The organism is Corynebacterium sp. UBA4397 (genome assembly GCF_002390965.1).
Lineage (GTDB): Bacteria > Actinomycetota > Actinomycetes > Mycobacteriales > Mycobacteriaceae > Corynebacterium > Corynebacterium flavescens.
Genome location: NZ_DGRD01000003.1, coordinates 19,824 through 35,001 on the forward strand (window position 1 = coordinate 19,824; position 15,178 = coordinate 35,001).

The 15,178-nt window shown below is 61.3% G+C and carries 16 protein-coding genes; 2 read left to right on the forward strand and 14 right to left on the reverse strand.

Going from position 1 to position 15,178, the window contains the following annotated elements; translation table 11 throughout:
• Window positions 1-24: 24 nt before the first annotated feature.
• The 7 genes from B2696_RS01065 to B2696_RS01095 all read right to left on the reverse strand — a co-directional run bounded on the left by B2696_RS01065 (window position 25) and on the right by B2696_RS01095 (window position 7,063).
• The gene (locus B2696_RS01065) at window positions 25-552 is read right to left on the reverse strand and encodes a tellurium resistance protein TerC (RefSeq protein WP_286953441.1); all 528 of its coding nucleotides are present in this window, start codon (window positions 550-552) and stop codon (window positions 25-27) included.
• 11 nt (window positions 553-563) lie between these two features.
• Window positions 564-1,382, reverse strand: a complete 819-nt coding sequence (locus B2696_RS01070) for a hypothetical protein (protein ID WP_174775520.1) — start codon at window positions 1,380-1,382, stop codon at window positions 564-566.
• A gap of 8 nt (window positions 1,383-1,390) precedes the next feature.
• Window positions 1,391-2,374: a porphobilinogen synthase gene (gene hemB, locus B2696_RS01075; protein WP_075729050.1), complete on the reverse strand. Its 984-nt coding sequence runs from the start codon at window positions 2,372-2,374 to the stop codon at window positions 1,391-1,393.
• 34 nt (window positions 2,375-2,408) lie between these two features.
• A complete protein-coding gene (locus B2696_RS01080) occupies window positions 2,409-4,118 on the reverse strand; it encodes a uroporphyrinogen-III synthase (protein ID WP_075729049.1) in 1,710 nt (569 codons plus the stop codon).
• A gap of 241 nt (window positions 4,119-4,359) precedes the next feature.
• Window positions 4,360-5,244, reverse strand: coding sequence for a hydroxymethylbilane synthase (gene hemC / locus B2696_RS01085; protein WP_286953445.1), 885 nt, complete (start codon window positions 5,242-5,244; stop codon window positions 4,360-4,362).
• On the reverse strand, window positions 5,245-6,627 hold the full coding sequence (locus tag B2696_RS01090; RefSeq protein ID WP_286953446.1) for a glutamyl-tRNA reductase: 1,383 nt from the start codon (window positions 6,625-6,627) through the stop codon (window positions 5,245-5,247). It abuts the gene before it with no gap.
• Window positions 6,628-6,820: 193 nt separating this feature from the next.
• Entirely contained in the window at window positions 6,821-7,063 is a 243-nt protein-coding gene (locus B2696_RS01095) for a glutaredoxin family protein (protein ID WP_286953448.1), read from the reverse strand.
• 181 nt (window positions 7,064-7,244) lie between these two features.
• On the opposite strand from B2696_RS01095, the gene B2696_RS01100 reads away from it, so the two are divergent.
• A complete protein-coding gene (locus tag B2696_RS01100; RefSeq protein WP_286953449.1) occupies window positions 7,245-8,234 on the forward strand; it encodes an HAD family hydrolase in 990 nt (329 codons plus the stop codon).
• A 99-nt stretch (window positions 8,235-8,333) separates the two neighbouring features.
• Here the strand turns inward: B2696_RS01100 and B2696_RS01105 are convergent, their stop codons facing one another.
• The 5 genes from B2696_RS01105 to B2696_RS01125 form a co-directional block, all read right to left on the reverse strand.
• The gene (locus tag B2696_RS01105; RefSeq protein ID WP_003855542.1) at window positions 8,334-8,435 is read right to left on the reverse strand and encodes a 30S ribosomal protein bS22; all 102 of its coding nucleotides are present in this window, start codon (window positions 8,433-8,435) and stop codon (window positions 8,334-8,336) included.
• 346 nt (window positions 8,436-8,781) lie between these two features.
• A complete protein-coding gene (locus B2696_RS01110) occupies window positions 8,782-8,970 on the reverse strand; it encodes a helix-turn-helix domain-containing protein (RefSeq protein WP_075729045.1) in 189 nt (62 codons plus the stop codon).
• A gap of 303 nt (window positions 8,971-9,273) precedes the next feature.
• Entirely contained in the window at window positions 9,274-10,065 is a 792-nt protein-coding gene (gene proC, locus B2696_RS01115) for a pyrroline-5-carboxylate reductase (protein ID WP_276623145.1), read from the reverse strand.
• Between the two features lie 94 nt (window positions 10,066-10,159).
• Window positions 10,160-11,170 carry a tripartite tricarboxylate transporter TctB family protein gene (locus tag B2696_RS01120; RefSeq protein ID WP_286953451.1) on the reverse strand — a complete coding sequence of 337 codons (1,011 nt, stop codon included), beginning with the start codon at window positions 11,168-11,170 and terminating at the stop codon, window positions 10,160-10,162.
• A 9-nt stretch (window positions 11,171-11,179) separates the two neighbouring features.
• Window positions 11,180-12,109, reverse strand: coding sequence for a Ppx/GppA phosphatase family protein (locus B2696_RS01125; RefSeq protein ID WP_075729042.1), 930 nt, complete (start codon window positions 12,107-12,109; stop codon window positions 11,180-11,182).
• Window positions 12,110-12,142: 33 nt separating this feature from the next.
• Here B2696_RS01125 and B2696_RS01130 point away from each other — a divergent pair, with 33 nt between their 5' ends.
• Entirely contained in the window at window positions 12,143-13,093 is a 951-nt protein-coding gene (locus tag B2696_RS01130) for a hypothetical protein (RefSeq protein WP_286953453.1), read from the forward strand.
• Between the two features lie 3 nt (window positions 13,094-13,096).
• On the opposite strand, the gene B2696_RS01135 is transcribed toward B2696_RS01130, so the two are convergent.
• Window positions 13,097-13,795 carry a response regulator transcription factor gene (locus tag B2696_RS01135; RefSeq protein WP_286953456.1) on the reverse strand — a complete coding sequence of 233 codons (699 nt, stop codon included), beginning with the start codon at window positions 13,793-13,795 and terminating at the stop codon, window positions 13,097-13,099.
• Complete coding sequence (locus tag B2696_RS01140) at window positions 13,795-15,054, reverse strand: sensor histidine kinase (RefSeq protein WP_286953460.1); 1,260 nt, start codon at window positions 15,052-15,054, stop codon at window positions 13,795-13,797. The genes B2696_RS01135 and B2696_RS01140 overlap by 1 nt, the downstream gene beginning before the upstream one ends.
• Window positions 15,055-15,178 lie beyond the last annotated feature (124 nt).

Here is a 15,178-nt window from a genome sequence, read left to right on the forward strand (position 1 = left end):
TGTAGAGGGGCTAATTAGCCTAACCTATGTGAAGCTGCGGTAATTATGACTCTTGATAAAGCGGTTGACCGCCGGGCGGTACAACAACACCAACGCCACCATGAGCAGCATGGGGATGAACAGCAGGGCCAAGCCCCCAACGCCCAGCGCTAGGGCCGCGATGTTGGTGAAAAGCGTCAGCGCGATAGCCACCGTGATGATTCGGCGCGGCCACTTAGAACCACTCTTGAGCTGCGTGGCAGCTATAGCCATGACGAGCGCAGCTATGGCATTGACTCCAGACACGAAGCGGCGGTTGCTGCGCAGATACTCGGACACGGCCTCTGAAGGAGCGTGGCCTTGGCTGTCGCCCGCACCGAAGATGCCGACCATGGCGCTGGTGAGCATGACAATCGCCGCACCAACGAGAACCCAATAAGCCCACGCCAGCGCCGGAGGCGCCACGCTGGGGTCGGTGTTATCTACAGGGCGAGAGGGACGGTTATAGTCCTTAGGTCCGGGGCGATCCGCATCCGGCTTGCCGTCATCGGGCCGACCGGGTTGCGGGAACATGCTGGTCACTTCTACTTGCCTCCCTTTGAGCGCGGGGGCCAGCGAAAGCCGGAAGAGTCCTTGTCTTCTTGGCCATCATTAGAATCTTTACCGTCTTTGCCCCGCTTGCTCCCCTGGCGCAGCTCCCCGAGCTTCTCTTCACGAGACTTCTGACGTTCTTCTTCTTCCCTCTCCCGCCGGGCCTTCTGCAGCTCCTTTTCCATCTCCCGCATCTGCTCGAGCTCGCCTGTGTAGTCGAGCGTTTCCTCCCTGCTGGAGAAGAACAGGCCCATCACGGCAGCAACGCCCACGATGATCTGCACCGAGCCATCGAGCACGAAGAGCCAGTCCGGCACTTTGCTGCCCGCGGGGGTGAGCAGGAATACGAAGACGATGCGGATGCCGAAGTACAGCGAGAAGAAGAACCACAACCGCCGCGCCGTCCCCGCCCGCTTGGTGGGCTTATTAAAAGACCACAGCATCCAGGCCAACACCGCGATGATGGCAAAGGAAAACAGCGCCGAGAGAATAATCGAGCCATAGGCGGCGGACTGGATGAGGGAATCCGAAAGATCCTGGCCCGTTCCAGCCAGCGTGTCCGCCGCCTGCTCGCGGGCTTGCGCCAGCAGCTGATCGCGGTTGAGCAGGGAGGCAATGACGCTCAGGCACTGATGCACAAACTCCGCTACCAAGGCAACGAGCCACACCACGATGAGCAGGGAGACGGTCTCTGTGCGCTTGCTCTGATCTTCTTGCCCCTGTGGAGCACCCTGCGAGGGGTTCTGCGAGGAATTCTGTGAGGAATTTTTAGGGGACGTTGGCGGAGAAAGTCGAGGGGCGGGAATGGTCAACGTTTTCCTTACTTGAGAAGACGGGCGGCGTCGGTGGCGAAGTAGGTGAGGATCTGATCCGCCCCGGCGCGCTTGAATGCGGTCAGGGATTCCATCATAACTGCCTCGCCGTCGATCCAACCGTTGGCGCCGGCGGCCTTGATCATCGCATACTCACCCGAGACCTGGTAGACCGAAACCGGCACCGGCGAGGTCTCCGCAACAGCGGAGAGCACGTCGAGGTAGGGCAGCCCCGGCTTGACCATAACAATGTCGGCGCCTTCCTCGAAGTCGAGCTGCGCCTCGAGGAGGGACTCCCGGAAGTTGCGGGGATCTTGCTGGTAGGTACGGCGATCGCCCTCCAAGGAAGATCCCACCGCGTCGCGGAAGGGGCCGAAGAATGCCGAGGCATACTTCGCCGAGTAGGCCATGATGGCCACATCCTCGTGGCCGGCCTCGTCCAAGTTGCGACGAATGGCGGCAACCTGGCCATCCATCATCCCGGAGGGGCTCACCATGTGAGCGCCGGCGCGGGCCTGCGAACGCGCCATATCCTGATAGAGCTTGACGGTGGCGTCATTATCCACGCGACCCTTCTCATCGAGCACTCCGCAGTGCCCGTGGGAGGTGAACTCATCGAGGCAGGTATCGGACATGACGATGAGATCATCCCCAAATTCCTGCCGCAGCGCGCTGATGCCCAGGTTGAGGATTCCATCCGGCTGCCACGCGGCCGAACCGGTTTCATCCTTATCCTCATCGAGCGGCACGCCGAAAAGGTCAACGCACTTCACGCCCGCGTCGAGCGCCTCGTGGGCGGCGCGCTTCAAGGAATCGATGGTGTGCTGATAAACCCCCGGCATGGAGGGAATCTCGCGCGGCGCGTCGATCCCATCAACGATGAACATCGGGAGGATAAAGTCCGCCGGGCGCAATGTGGTCTCCGCGACCAACTCGCGGAGGGCCGCGGACTGGCGCAGGCGGCGGGGACGACGATTGGGGAAAGTGCTCACTGGTATTACTCCTTTGAGCGAGGTTGAGAAAAATCTATGCCTTCTCGACCTTAGTAGCCTTCTTGCGCGAACGACGCTTCTTGCGGGGCGCGGGAAGGTTTCCGGCGGCGCGGAGGGCTGCGACGTGCTCAGCAAGACCGTCGATAAGCGAGGGCACATCCGCAACCTCGGGCACCACGTCAACGCGCAGACCCATCTCCTCAGCCGCCGCCTTGGTGGAGGGGCCAATGCAAGCGATGATGGTACGGGTATGGGGCTTACCGGCTATACCGACGAGGTTGCGCACGGTAGAGCCCGAGGTAAAGGCCACCGCGTCGAATCCGCCGGACTTGATCATGTCCCGGATCTCGGCCGAAGGCGGCGCGGCGCGAACCGTGCGATAAGCCACGACATCATCGACCTCCCAGCCCAGCTCCTCTAGCCCAGTAACCAGGGCCTCGCCCGCGATGTCAGCGCGCGGAAGAAGCACGCGACCCACCGCATCGATGTCCTCGACGTAGTTGGGGAATACCTCAACCAAGCCTTCGGCATTCTGCTTGGCGGCTGGGGGAAGCAGCTCCGGAACCATACCCTTGGCGCGGACGGCATCCGCCGTCTTCTGCCCCACCGCGGCGAGGTGAACGCCAGCGAAGTCACGCGCGTCCAAGCCGAGCTCGGCGATCTTGCGCCATACGGCCGTGACGGCGTTGACGGAGGTAAAAACTATCCACTTGTAGCGACCCTCGACGATTCCCTTGATGGCGCGCTCCATCTGCGCGGGGTTGCGCGGGGGCTCCACGGAAATCGTGGGCACCGACTGCGGGATAGCCCCGTAGCCAGCCAAGCGGGCGGACATGGCCGCTGCCTGCTCCTTCGTGCGCGGGACGAGCACGCGCCAGCCGTAGAGCGGACGGTTTTCCCACCACGAGTACTTGGAGCGATCATCGAAACTGCGGCCCAGCGTCACGACGAGGCTACCGCTGAGCTCGGCATCGAGCTTGCCCAACGTTCCCAGCGTGGTCTCATGGGTGCGCTGCAACCGAGTGGTGCCATGCACGGTGACATAGGCCTCGGTATCAGCCGGCATCCCAAACTCCTGCAACTTCGCGGAGATGAGCGGAAGATCCGCTGCGGTGGCCTGCAGAACTATGGGCTGGGTGGCATTGGCCAGCGCTTCCCAATCAGCCCCGCCGGTGACATCCGCCTCGGTATAGGTCGAGCCCAGCGCGAGACCGGCAAAAGAAGGCACGGTAGAAGGAAGGGACATACCGGGTACAACCTGGAACTCCAGGCCCGCGGAGGCAACCGCGTTGATCTCCGCCTTAATGGAATCCCTGTTGAGCGGGTTTCCTGCCACGAGACGGATAACGTCGCCCCCCTGTGCCTCTTCCAAGGCCGCGCACAGCTGGGGAACGATGTCCTCGCCGGGAACCCCTTCTTGGACATGGATAACTGCCGCAGTGGGTTCTGCCGGACGCGGTGGCTTGCGGCGCGCGCCTGCCTCTTTAGCCGCGGCGCACATGCGTGCGTATTCTTCCTCGGCGGCGTCAACCAACTCCTTGGGAACTGGGACGGCGGAGGCAATGATCTCGCGGACGGAGCCGAGGACCTCGGGCTCCACGATGGCCACGGCCGTGGAGGCCAAAACTTCCCGTGCACGAACGGTCAATAAGTCAGGATTGCCTGGGCCAGCACCGACAAAGATGATCTTTCCCAGCTCGGGGTTCCCCAGTTTGGGCTGGTTCTCGGGCACGGCATTGCTCATAAGGTTCTTTTCTAAATCGGGACTCAGGCGTCACGCGCGGAGATGATCGAGTGCGACGTTTGCCCTGAAGCCAGCGGGCGGGGTGCGAAATCAGTACATAACGGACAAAATCCCAGGTCAAACGTCCTGGGATGCCCTTAAGGTGGACCGAATCATTGGGAAGCAATGATTGTATGCTAGGTACACCTTAATTTATTAACGCTTAAAGGTGAAATTAACGCAGAAACCATTGCAGAAACCATCACTGCAGGATCTCGGCGGCCCCATGGGCAAAAAGCTCCTCGGAGACCCCGCGGCCTAGTTCTGCCGCCGACTCCGCCGCACCGCGCGCCGTGGCCAGAATCTGCCGCGAACCATCGAGGGCGAAGACTCCCCCGCGCACCACGAGTTCCTCGCCCTCCCAGTGCGAGGTAGCCGCTACCGGAGCAGTACAACCCGCCTCCAGGCGAGAGAGCACTGTGCGCTCTCCCACCGCGGCAAAGGTGGCCGCGTTATCAGCCAATTCATCCAAGGCGGCAGCGGCGGCGGTACCAATCTTGGCCTCCAAGGCCAGTGCGCCCTGGGCCGGAGCCGGCATGAATACTTCTGGGTCAAAGACCTCGGTGGCGCGATCCTGGTAGTCCGCGCGCATCAGCCCCGCATAGGCCAAGACCACGGCGTCGAGCTCACCATCGGTCACCTTCGACATGCGGGTGTCGATGTTGCCACGCAGGGGGCGAATATCCAGATCCGGGCGCAGCGCCTTGAGCTGGCTAATGCGACGCGGTGCCGAGGTTCCCACCCGCGCGCCCTGCGGCAGGTCCTGCAGGCGCATTCCATCGCGCGCCACCAGGGCCTCGCGGGAATCAGCGCGGCGGGGAACAACCAGCCGGAAACGATCATCGGGGGCGGTGGGCAGATCCTTGAAGGAATGCACCGCAATATCGCACTCGCCCTTGTCCAGCGCCTCCCGCAGCGCCTGGGTAAACACGCCCACGCCGATACGCTCGACGGGGGCCATATTGGTATCCCCCGCAGTGGTAACGATGTGCAGCTCGGCAGGGTGCCCCGCCTCCTCCAGCCACTGTTGCACATGCCCCGACTGGGTGGTGGCAAGTTTGGAACCTCGGGTACCGATCTTGAACATCTAGGCTTCTTTCTGAGTCTTGAGGGGCAGGGGCGAGACGGTATTTGTGGGGCCCCAATCCGGCAGCTGATCCGCGGGAACTGATACCCCACTGCCCTCGAGCTGGAGCCCGAAGAGCTCCTGGAGGGCGCGTTCGTGGCTGACGGTTCCCGAGGCGGCAGCGAGCTTCTTCGCCCGCACTGTGGGCTCGTGCAGGAGCTTGTCGACGACGCGTTTGAGGGCCATGTTCATGTCCCCCACCTGCTTCTCATCGAGCTCCGGATGCTTCTGCTCGAGCCGAGCTACCTCGCACGCCACCAGATCGGCAGCGCGCCGACGCAGCGCGGAGACCGCCGGAACCACGTCACGCACGCGTTGCGCGGAGGCATAAGCCTCGAGCTCCTCGTTGACTATCCGCCGCGCCTGCGCATGCGGGCTCGTACCTGCGGCAACGTCTGTATCCGCTGCATTGAGGGAACGGCTGAGCCTTTCAATGTTGACCAGATCAGCGCCTGGGCGCTCGGCGACGGCGTCATCGATGTCACGCGGCAGCGATAGATCAACGAACATGAGCTTGGCGCGCGCCGGAAGGACTGGAATATCCTGGGCACGAATGGTGAAGTTCTGCGCTCCCGTGGCGGAGATCGCCATATCGACCTGGCCTAGGGCACGGGCCCGATCCCCAAAGTCAACGACGCGCGCTGCCACCCCGGCCTGCCTAGCATGGCTGGCGAGGCGCTCGGCGCGATCGCGCGTGCGGTTGGCCACGACCAATTCGGCCGCGCCCAGCTTGCCAGCGTGCGTAGCCGCCAGGGAAGCCATGGCACCGGCACCGAGAACGAGAACCTTCTTGCCGCTTAGATCTTTGACGCCCATGCGTTGTAGCGCCTGATCGAAGGCGAAAGAGACCATCGAGACACCTGCCTCATCGATGCTGGTCTCCGTATGCACGCGCTTGCCGGCATGCAGCGCCGACTGCGCCAGCGAATGGATGCGTGGCCCCACCGTGCCTTGATCCGCGGCCAGCTGATAGGCCGTGCGTACCTGGCCGATGATCTGCTGTTCACCCATGACCATGGAATCCAGTCCAGCGGTGACGGTCATGAGGTGCTCTGCGGCGGCATCGGCGTAGCGAACGTAGAGATAACTACGCAGCGCGTCTTCCTCTACACCGGAGATCTCCGTGAGGGTACGCACCACGTCTTGTACTCCCGTGTGAAAGGAGTTGGTCACCGTATAGACTTCCAGGCGGTTGCACGTGGAGATGATCATCGCCTCCGACAAAGAGCCGGAGTGGATGAGCATCCCGCAGGCGTTGTTTTGTACCGCCGGGTCCATGCTTAGCTTTTCTAGCAGCGCTACCGGTGCCGACTGGTGGGACATCCCCACGACGAGCACACTCATGCACATTCCTCCACAGTCACATCAATCCTTTGATTGATCGAAATCAACCAAAAGACTACCTGGTTTACTGGGAAAATCCGAAACCCAGCGCGCCGCGTCTGACGCAGGCTGCCGGCCGCACCGCTTGCTGGCGCGCCAGCCATTTCCGCAATTGTATTCATAAACCCGCAGAAATACCTCTTCTTCCCCCGACTCAGCGCGCCAGCTCAGCAGCCAACTCAGCGTTCTCCACTTCCCAGCACGCGAACTCTTCGCCGTCTATGACCACTACTGGAACGCGATCCCCGTACTCCATATTCAGTTCTTTTTCTTCCTCAATATTGCGCACCCGCAGCGTTGCCCCCGCCGCCTCGACCACGGGAAGGATCTGCTCATAGACGCGGCTGCACGATCCGCAGCCAGTGCGCACCATAAGTTCCACTATCCGACGTGCCATATACGGGGTTCTCCTCTACCGGTATCAAGGTTAGATTAAAGAGGATACTATGGGCACGTCAGTAAAGTATCTCGACCACGTATCCCGATATCACCTATCCCGAAAACGAAAGCTGTTTCCTCTCCTCGTGCCAGCCTCCTCCCCGCAACCCCCCGGATTCCCTGAGTCGCCCCGGGCCTTCTTGGCTAACTGGACGGCCTCGCGTGGAAACCTGCGCAACTTCTTGGAAACCCAGGCGCTCCCACCCGTGGATGAGAAGTCTCAGAAAGAGGCGGGCGAAGCAGCTGCGGCGGCCGCGCTGGAGGTCTTCGGCATTGACCTGGAGTCCTTCGCCTCCGGGGTGGATTCCGTCTCCGGCTCCTATGATGCGGCTGGCAGCCAGCGGCTCACCGCCCCCGATCCGGACGTTCCTGAGGATGTCGGCACCGCTGCCTTCTTCGACGTGGATAACACCCTCATCCAGGGCTCCTCGCTGGTGGAGTTCGCCTTCGGGCTCGCCCGCAAGCGCTACTTCAAGCTCTCCGAGATCCTGCCCGTGGCATGGAAGCAGCTCAAGTTCCGGGTCTCCGGCTCCGAAAATGCCGCCGATGTTGCCGCCGGACGCACCCAAGCCTTGGAGTTTGTCAAAGGCCGCAGCGTGGAGGATCTCACCGAGCTCTGTGAGGAGATCGTGGACGCCTCCTTGGCTCGCCGCGCCTACCCCGGCACCAATCAGCTCGCCCAAATGCACCTAGCCGCCGGGCAGCAGGTCTGGCTCGTCACCGCCACCCCCGTGCAGCTGGCACAGATCCTTGCTCGCCGATTCGGCTTCACCGGCGCCCTCGGCACCGTTGCGGAGGTCAAGGACGGCAAGTTCACCGGGCGCCTCGTGGGTGACATCCTCCACGGCCCGGGCAAGACCCACGCCGTGGCTGCGCTGGCCACCATCGAAGGCCTCGATCTCGAGCGTTGCACCGCCTACTCAGACTCCGCCAATGACGTCCCCATGCTCTCTATGGTGGGCACTGCCGTCGCCATTAACCCTGACCGCAAGCTGCGCCGTATTGCTGAGGAGCGCGGCTGGCTCGTGCGCGACTACCGCTCCATCCGCCGTGCCATCCGCTCCTACGGCCTGCCCGCCCTCGTCACCGGCGCTCTCTCCTATGGCTCATGGCGCTGGCTACGGCGGTAGATAGGTCACTGCAACCTCTTTTCCTCCCCAGAAACGCACTAAGGCCCCGGCAGTCTCATCCACTAGGAAAAGACTGCCGGGGCATTAGAGAAGAAGCTCTTACTTGCCGAGCTTACGACGCTGCACGCGAGTACGGCGCAGCATCTTGCGGTGCTTCTTTTTGGACATGCGCTTGCGGCGCTTCTTAATAACAGAACCCATTACTGGTTTCCTCACTTTCGCAGTTAGTACGTACTAAACCTGCCGACAGTAGCCCGGAAATGGCCGCAAAGGTGCACTCTAAGCAACCCCAGCCGCGTATGCAGCTGGAAAGACACAGGCGCGGGTGTCGACACGAATGCTCCTCATCATACCTAGGCCATGTCCCAGCTCCAAAAGCGGGTCGGCATTAATGCAATGCTCGTGCACGCCATGAGCACGGCCTTAAGAAGGCATAAACAACGCCCACCACCGCGGACCCAGCGGATCTACAGTGGTGGGCGCTGCCTAATGATGCGGCTTTCTTCGCATCCCAGTACCGGTTGCAGTACTTACTTAGCAGTACTTGCTATGCCCCGTAAACGGAGGCCTCAAGGTACTCGGTGACGGCGGACTCATGAACACGGAACGAGCGTCCCACGCGCACAGCCGGCATCTCGCCCGCATGGACCAAACGATAAACCGTCATCTTTGAGACGCGCATAATCTCCGCAACCTCGGCGATGGTTAGAAAGGTCCCTTTATCTTCATTAGCCATAATTTATCTAATCCTTCAGCTCGCGACGCGCTGTAGGCTTCCCCTCCTACAGGACAATCACGCACGTGCTTTAACTAGCCTATCGTGAAACTTGTGATTAATGCGACCCAAGAGCCAATTTTCTTAACTTTCGCCCCCTAAGTCACCCAGAAACACCCCGCGCAACAGGCGTCACAGGACCCGCGCCCTAAACGCCCCCACATGGGGGCGATAGTAACGCCATATCGCCCTTTGGCGATGGATTGTGTCCGTTTGGACAGTTCCTTAGCCCAACACTCAGGCCAAACACTCAGGCCAAGCGCTCTAACCAAGTTCTTTAGAGCGCTGCGCACAGGCCTCAGCAGCACGGAAGAAGGCTCCGCGCAGTCCTGACTCCTCCAACTCGCGCAATGCGGCGGCGGTTGTTCCACCGGGCGAGGTGACATTGGCACGCAGGGTCACAGGGTCACGGCCGGAATCCGTGAGCATCTTGCCCGAGCCGGCTACTGTCTGCGTGACCATGCGCTGGGCGCTATCGCGCGTTAGACCAAGCTGTACCCCTGCGTCGATAAGCGCCTCTGCAATGAGGAAGAAGTACGCCGGAGCCGAGCCTTGCAGCGCCGCGGCGGCATCCATGTCCTTGTCCGCGATTACTTCGACCTCACCGACGGATTCAAGCAGCTTGACCACCTGCGCAGTCTGTTCCTCAGAAACAGCCGTTCCCGGGGCTAGCGTGCTCATACCTGCCCCCACCAGCATGGGTGTATTGGGCATGACGCGAATCACCGGAGTGCCCTGTGGGACCGCGGCCTCCAGCGCGTTGAGGGTCAGGCCCGCGGCCATGGAGATGAATACCGATTCCTTGCCTGGGTGCAGACCCTCCAAGAGCTCGATGATGGCATAGGGCTTGACGCACAGGAATACGTAGTCCGCACCCGCGATAGCCTGCTCATTGTTGCTGGTGGTCGACACCCCGTAGGTCTCCTCCAACTCGGCGCTCCGCGCTTGGCGGCGGTTCGTCACCACCACGTCCGCAGCCGGGAAACCCGCTGCTATCAGCCCTGAAACTAGGGCTTCTCCGATTTGTCCTCCGCCTAAAACTGCAATCTTTGTCATGCCCTCCACAGTGCCAGAAAGGAATCGGCCCGGCTACCTCCACAGAGGAAACCGGGCCGAAATTTCTGCGCGGACAAGCGCGGCGAAGAAAGAACTACATGACAAGAAGCAAGGGTCCGAAGGTCAGCACCAGGCCAACAAAGGCAGCCAAGACCATGGAGAAACGGTCACGCACAGTGCGCAACGCGTGGACGGCGCCCACGCTGGCCGCTGTGACCATGATGGCGAGCACGGCAACGACGATGCGGTCGAAGCGATCCCACAAGATCTCAAATCCCTTGAATACAACCGCACCGACGACGATGCCAATCACTGCCAAGAGGATGATGGAGAAAGCGTTGAGCTTAGAGTCTTCTTCCTCGCCCTCCTCGGAATCACTCTCCAGCTCGGGCCCAACCTCAGACTCCGCGGACTCTCCATCGATAGCCTCGCTGTCGATGCCCTCTGCCGGAGTAGCAACTGCCGGAGCAGCAACTGCTGCGCCCTGTCCGGCGGCGCTGGAAGGCTCTTCTTCCGCAGTAGCAGGAGTCTGTGCAACCTTAGCCTTGGACTCCGGCTCCACTACTGCAGCAGGAGCCTGCGGAACGCGGTTGAATACGGTGGTGTCATCCGTGGAAGGCTGCGGCTTCTTCGCCGTAGCTTCTTCCGCTGGTTGCTTGTCGACGTCCAGAGAAGGGGCGCTGTCGGCGTCCGACGATGCAACCTTGTCGGCGTCCGACGATGCAGCCTTGCCGGAGTCAGGCTTGGCAGGCTTGGCAGGCTTTTGTGACTCCGCAGACTTTGCTGACTCTGCAGACTTAGCCGGCGTGGCCGCCTTCGCCCGCTCCTGCTCCGGCTTCTCTTCCTCTGCAGGCTTAGGGGGCGCAGGAATGACCGGGGCGGTCTTATCAATGGGCACGCTGGAGTGCTTGGACTGGGCCGGGGTAGCCTTGACCTTTTCTAGATTGCCGGTCAGCTCCGCTACGGAGATACCACCCTCGTCGATGCTGCGACGATGACGGCGGCGCGATCCCTCGCCTTCAGAGGAGGCGTCACCGTGAGCGCTCCGCTCCTTATTATTACGCGCGAGCAGTTCCGCCACGGTCAACTGTTTTTCGTCAGCCATGATCTCTTCCTATTCCAGTCCCTTGTCAGTTCGGCGTAAAATTACGCCCTCTCGAAGTGCCCAAGGGCAAATTTCTAGCTTGTCGATGCCCAGAGCGCGCATGCTGGCCTCCGCCACCAACGCACCGGCCACGATTTGATGCGAACGGTCTGAACTTACACCTTCCAGGTCTGCCCTGTCTGCTGCGGTCATGCGCGAGATGAAAGAAATCAACTGCCGCAGACCAGGCGCGGTCAGCGTCCGCTTCATATAAGGGCCGGCTGAAGAAGGCGCAGCACCAGTCAATCGTGCCAGCGTGCGGAAGGTTTTTGAGGTTCCGACTGCCAGTCCTGCCGGGCCCAGGTTGCTCATCTGCGCAGTGACATCGACCAACTCAGCATCGATATAGTCCCGGAGCATGCTGACCTTCTTCTTGCCGGGAGGATCGGTATCGAACCAATTATGGGTCAGGCGCCCAGCACCCAAGTCCAGAGAGAAGGCCAAATCCGGCTGTTCATCAGTGCCGGTGGATAGTTCGAGGGAACCACCGCCGATATCGAGGTTGGTGATACGGCCTGCAGACCAGCCATACCAGCGCCGCACGGCCAGGAATGTCAGCCGCGCCTCTTCGACGCCGGAGAGGATCTCCAGGCGCACGCCCGTGGCCTTCTCCACCTCATCGAGCACGTGCTCGGAGTTGGGGGCAGAGCGCACTGCGGAGGTGGCAAAGGCGATGAACTCATCACAGCCGAGCTTTTGGCCCAACTCGTTGGCTTCATCGACCGCCGCAATGAGCTTCTTTAGACCCTTGTCATGGATGTTTCCATCCTTGTCCAGCTGCTCGACGAGCCGCAGCGGGGTCTTCCAATCGCTCATGGGAGATGGCCGTCCACCGGTCGCGGCATCTACCGCGACCAAGTGGACGGTATTACTTCCGACGTCTAATACACCTAATCGCACACTCTTAGCGTAGTAGGTCTACCGTGGGGAGGTGTGAATCGCCCGAAATCCACCGAGGTCTATCTCGGTTTTCCCGCCTCCTCACCCGCCGCAGCCTCTATCCGCGCCGGCCGCGAGGTCGCCCCTGATTTTCCGCGCGAATGGTTCGAGTTTTGTGATCCAGAGGACCCCTACCACCTCTTCAGCATCGATCTGACGTGGTTGGAATCGCACTACAGCTGCCAATTTGGTACGGCGGCTTGTCACGGCATCGACAAGCAAAGCCCCGAGGTGGGCTGCTGCGTCCACGGCGCCTACATGGCTGATGAGACGGACCGCGACCAGCTATATGACGCCGTCGCGCAGATGCCCGCTCGTTTTTGGCAGCTGCGCCCGGCGGGGGTAGATAGGTACCTGCAATCGGAGGACCCCATAGAGCTAGAGCCCTGGCTGGAATGGGACGAGCTCGATGGCGAGGACGGGGAGCCGGAGCCGGCGTTGAAAACGCCCATCGTGGATGGGGCGTGTATCTTTGCCAACCGCGCCGGCTGGGGCACTGGTGCTGGCTGCGCCATCCATCAATGGGCGCTCGAGGCCGGGGCCGACCTCACGGTAGCCAAGCCCGAGGTGTGCTGGCAGCTGCCGCTGCGCCGGCATGAGGCCTACGAAGAACGCACCGATGGCCAGGAGATCCTGCGCACCACCATCGGCGAATACGATCGCCGCGGGTGGGGCAACGGCGGCGAGGACTTCGACTGGTATTGCAGCGGCGATTCCGCCTGCCATACCTCCGCGGCTCCCATGTGGCGCTCCCAAAAGACGGAGCTCATCGCCCTCATGGGCGAGGAATGCTATGAGATTCTGGCCTCCCATTGCAGCGCGCGCGAGCGTGCCGCCGCCGTAGGGGTAGGCCTATCGCGCCACCCTGCCAGCGTGGAGGCTCATGCTTATCCAGAACAGAACCAGCGCAAGGGCCCTGTCAGTTCTCGTGGGGCTAACGCCTAGGCGCTAAAGCTCGAACTTATAGCCCAGGCCACGCACGGTGACGAGGTGGCGTGGACGGGAGGGCTCCTCCTCGATCTTGGAGCGCAGACGCTTGACATGAACGTCGAGGGTCTTGGTGTCCCCGACGTAGTCCGCACCCCAGATGCGATCGATGAGCTGGCCGCGCGTGAGTACTCGGCCGATGTTGCGCAGTAAGTATTCCAGTAGGTCGAATTCTTTGAGGGGCATTGCCACTGGGGCACCCGCGACGATGACGGTATGGCGTTCGACGTCCATGCGCACGCGCCCGCCCTCGAGAATCTGCTCATCAAAGTCCGGATCCGCGTGATCCCCGGAGGAATCCTGCCCGCGGCGCAGCACCGCGCGGATACGGGCGATGAGTTCGCGCGAAGAATAGGGCTTGGTCACGTAGTCATCCGCGCCGAGCTCGAGGCCTACGACCTTGTCAATCTCCGAGTCGCGCGCGGTAACCATAATGACGGGAACAGAAGATACTGCCCGCAGCTGCTTGCACACATCGGTGCCGGACATGCCCGGAAGCATGAGATCGAGCAAGACAATGTCGATGTCATTGCGCGCGAACTCCTCCAGGGCGGTGGGGCCATCATTGGCGACAACCGTTTCGAAGCCTTCCTTGCGGAGGAGAAACGCAAGCGGATCCGCCAGCGACTCTTCATCTTCGACGATGAGGATAGTGGTCATTATGCTTTATCCTTTCGACGTGCTGCGGCGCGCACAACCGCGCGCGGCAACCCTGAAGCTGCGGACTTAACAGCTCCCTCTTTGACATTATCCTGTTTCCCGGCAGACTCCGCCGGCTTTTCTTCTTTATAAATGGGCAGCTCAATGGTGAACGTAGAACCTGTGCCCGGACGCGACCACAACTTAATATTGCCGCCATGATTGGCCACCACGTGCTTTACAATTGCCAATCCTAGGCCAGTGCCACCCGTCTGCCGCGAGCGGGCCTTGTCTACGCGGAAGAAGCGCTCGAACACGCGTTTCTGATCCTCAGGGGCGATGCCGATGCCGCGATCAGTCACCCGGACGAGCACCACTTCCCCGCCGACGACCTTCTGCGAAATAGACACCGACACCTCCTCTGGAGAGTAGTGGATGGCATTAGAAATAAGGTTGGAGATGGCGGTGACTAATAGAGAGCGATCCCCTAAGACCTTGACCCCTACTGCCTCCCCGCGCGTGAGCTCGATAGAGAAGGACTCCGCCATCAGCTGATTGCGGTTGATCGCCTCATCAACCACATCATCGATGCGCAAGGGCTCCATCTCAGGCAGCGCCTCCGCTCCCTGCAGCTTGGACAAGGAGATGAGCTCGCTGACCATCTCTCCCAAGCGCGTGGCTTCCTTTTGCACCCGAGAGCCGAAGTACTCAACGTGCTCGGGGTCCCCCGTATCCTGCAAAAGAGCCTCCGCCAAAAGCGCGATGCCGCCCACAGGGGTCTTGAGTTCATGAGAGACGTTGGCCACGAAGTCTCGGCGCGCCGACTCCATGCGCACGGATTCCGACTCATCGGTGCCGTAGATGATGACGAAGCGGTCATCATTGAGACTGAGCGGCTTGATAACAGCCTGCACCTGCGTCACGCGGTGCCCAGTGCGGCGCTTGGGGATGGCGATGTCGAGGGTACGGGTTTCCATATCCTCAAAGACCTCACCGGCCACGGACCAAATATTGGGGTTGACGGAGCGATCATGGACAATGGCCATCTCATGGGCAGAAGTGTTGGACAAGAGGACCTCTTTATCCCGCGACAACACCGCCACGCCAGTGGGCGAGCCCTGCACCGCTAGGTGCAAGACTTGGCTGAGCGTATTGACCTGGTTGGCATCCGTATCGGCGGATTGGCGGTAGCGCTGAATGCGGGCACGCACACGCGCGTATAGCGGAATGGCGAGACCGCATACGGCCACGCCTGCCAGGAAAGCGAGAAGAAGTTCCAATTGCCCTGCCTCAAAACGAAAGAATCCCCAGGGAGTATATGCCCACCCCGGGGATCTTCGCAGTCTAACTAGTGCGTTAGCTGACGCACACAAGGCGACGCGGCAGACGCTGAGCCGCCTGCAC

Coding starts and splice junctions, on each gene's coding strand:
- B2696_RS01065 (WP_286953441.1), bottom strand. CDS start 552: ATGTTCCCGCAACCCGGTCGGCCCGATGACGGCAAGCCGGATGCGGAT.
- B2696_RS01080 (WP_075729049.1), bottom strand. CDS start 4,118: ATGAGCAATGCCGTGCCCGAGAACCAGCCCAAACTGGGGAACCCCGAG.
- hemC (WP_286953445.1), bottom strand. CDS start 5,244: ATGTTCAAGATCGGTACCCGAGGTTCCAAACTTGCCACCACCCAGTCG.
- B2696_RS01090 (WP_286953446.1), bottom strand. CDS start 6,627: ATGAGTGTGCTCGTCGTGGGGATGTCCCACCAGTCGGCACCGGTAGCG.
- B2696_RS01095 (WP_286953448.1), bottom strand. CDS start 7,063: ATGGCACGTCGGATAGTGGAACTTATGGTGCGCACTGGCTGCGGATCG.
- B2696_RS01105 (WP_003855542.1), bottom strand. CDS start 8,435: ATGGGTTCTGTTATTAAGAAGCGCCGCAAGCGCATGTCCAAAAAGAAG.
- B2696_RS01110 (WP_075729045.1), bottom strand. CDS start 8,970: ATGGCTAATGAAGATAAAGGGACCTTTCTAACCATCGCCGAGGTTGCG.
- proC (WP_276623145.1), bottom strand. CDS start 10,065: ATGACAAAGATTGCAGTTTTAGGCGGAGGACAAATCGGAGAAGCCCTA.
- B2696_RS01120 (WP_286953451.1), bottom strand. CDS start 11,170: ATGGCTGACGAAAAACAGTTGACCGTGGCGGAACTGCTCGCGCGTAAT.
- B2696_RS01135 (WP_286953456.1), bottom strand. CDS start 13,795: ATGACCACTATCCTCATCGTCGAAGATGAAGAGTCGCTGGCGGATCCG.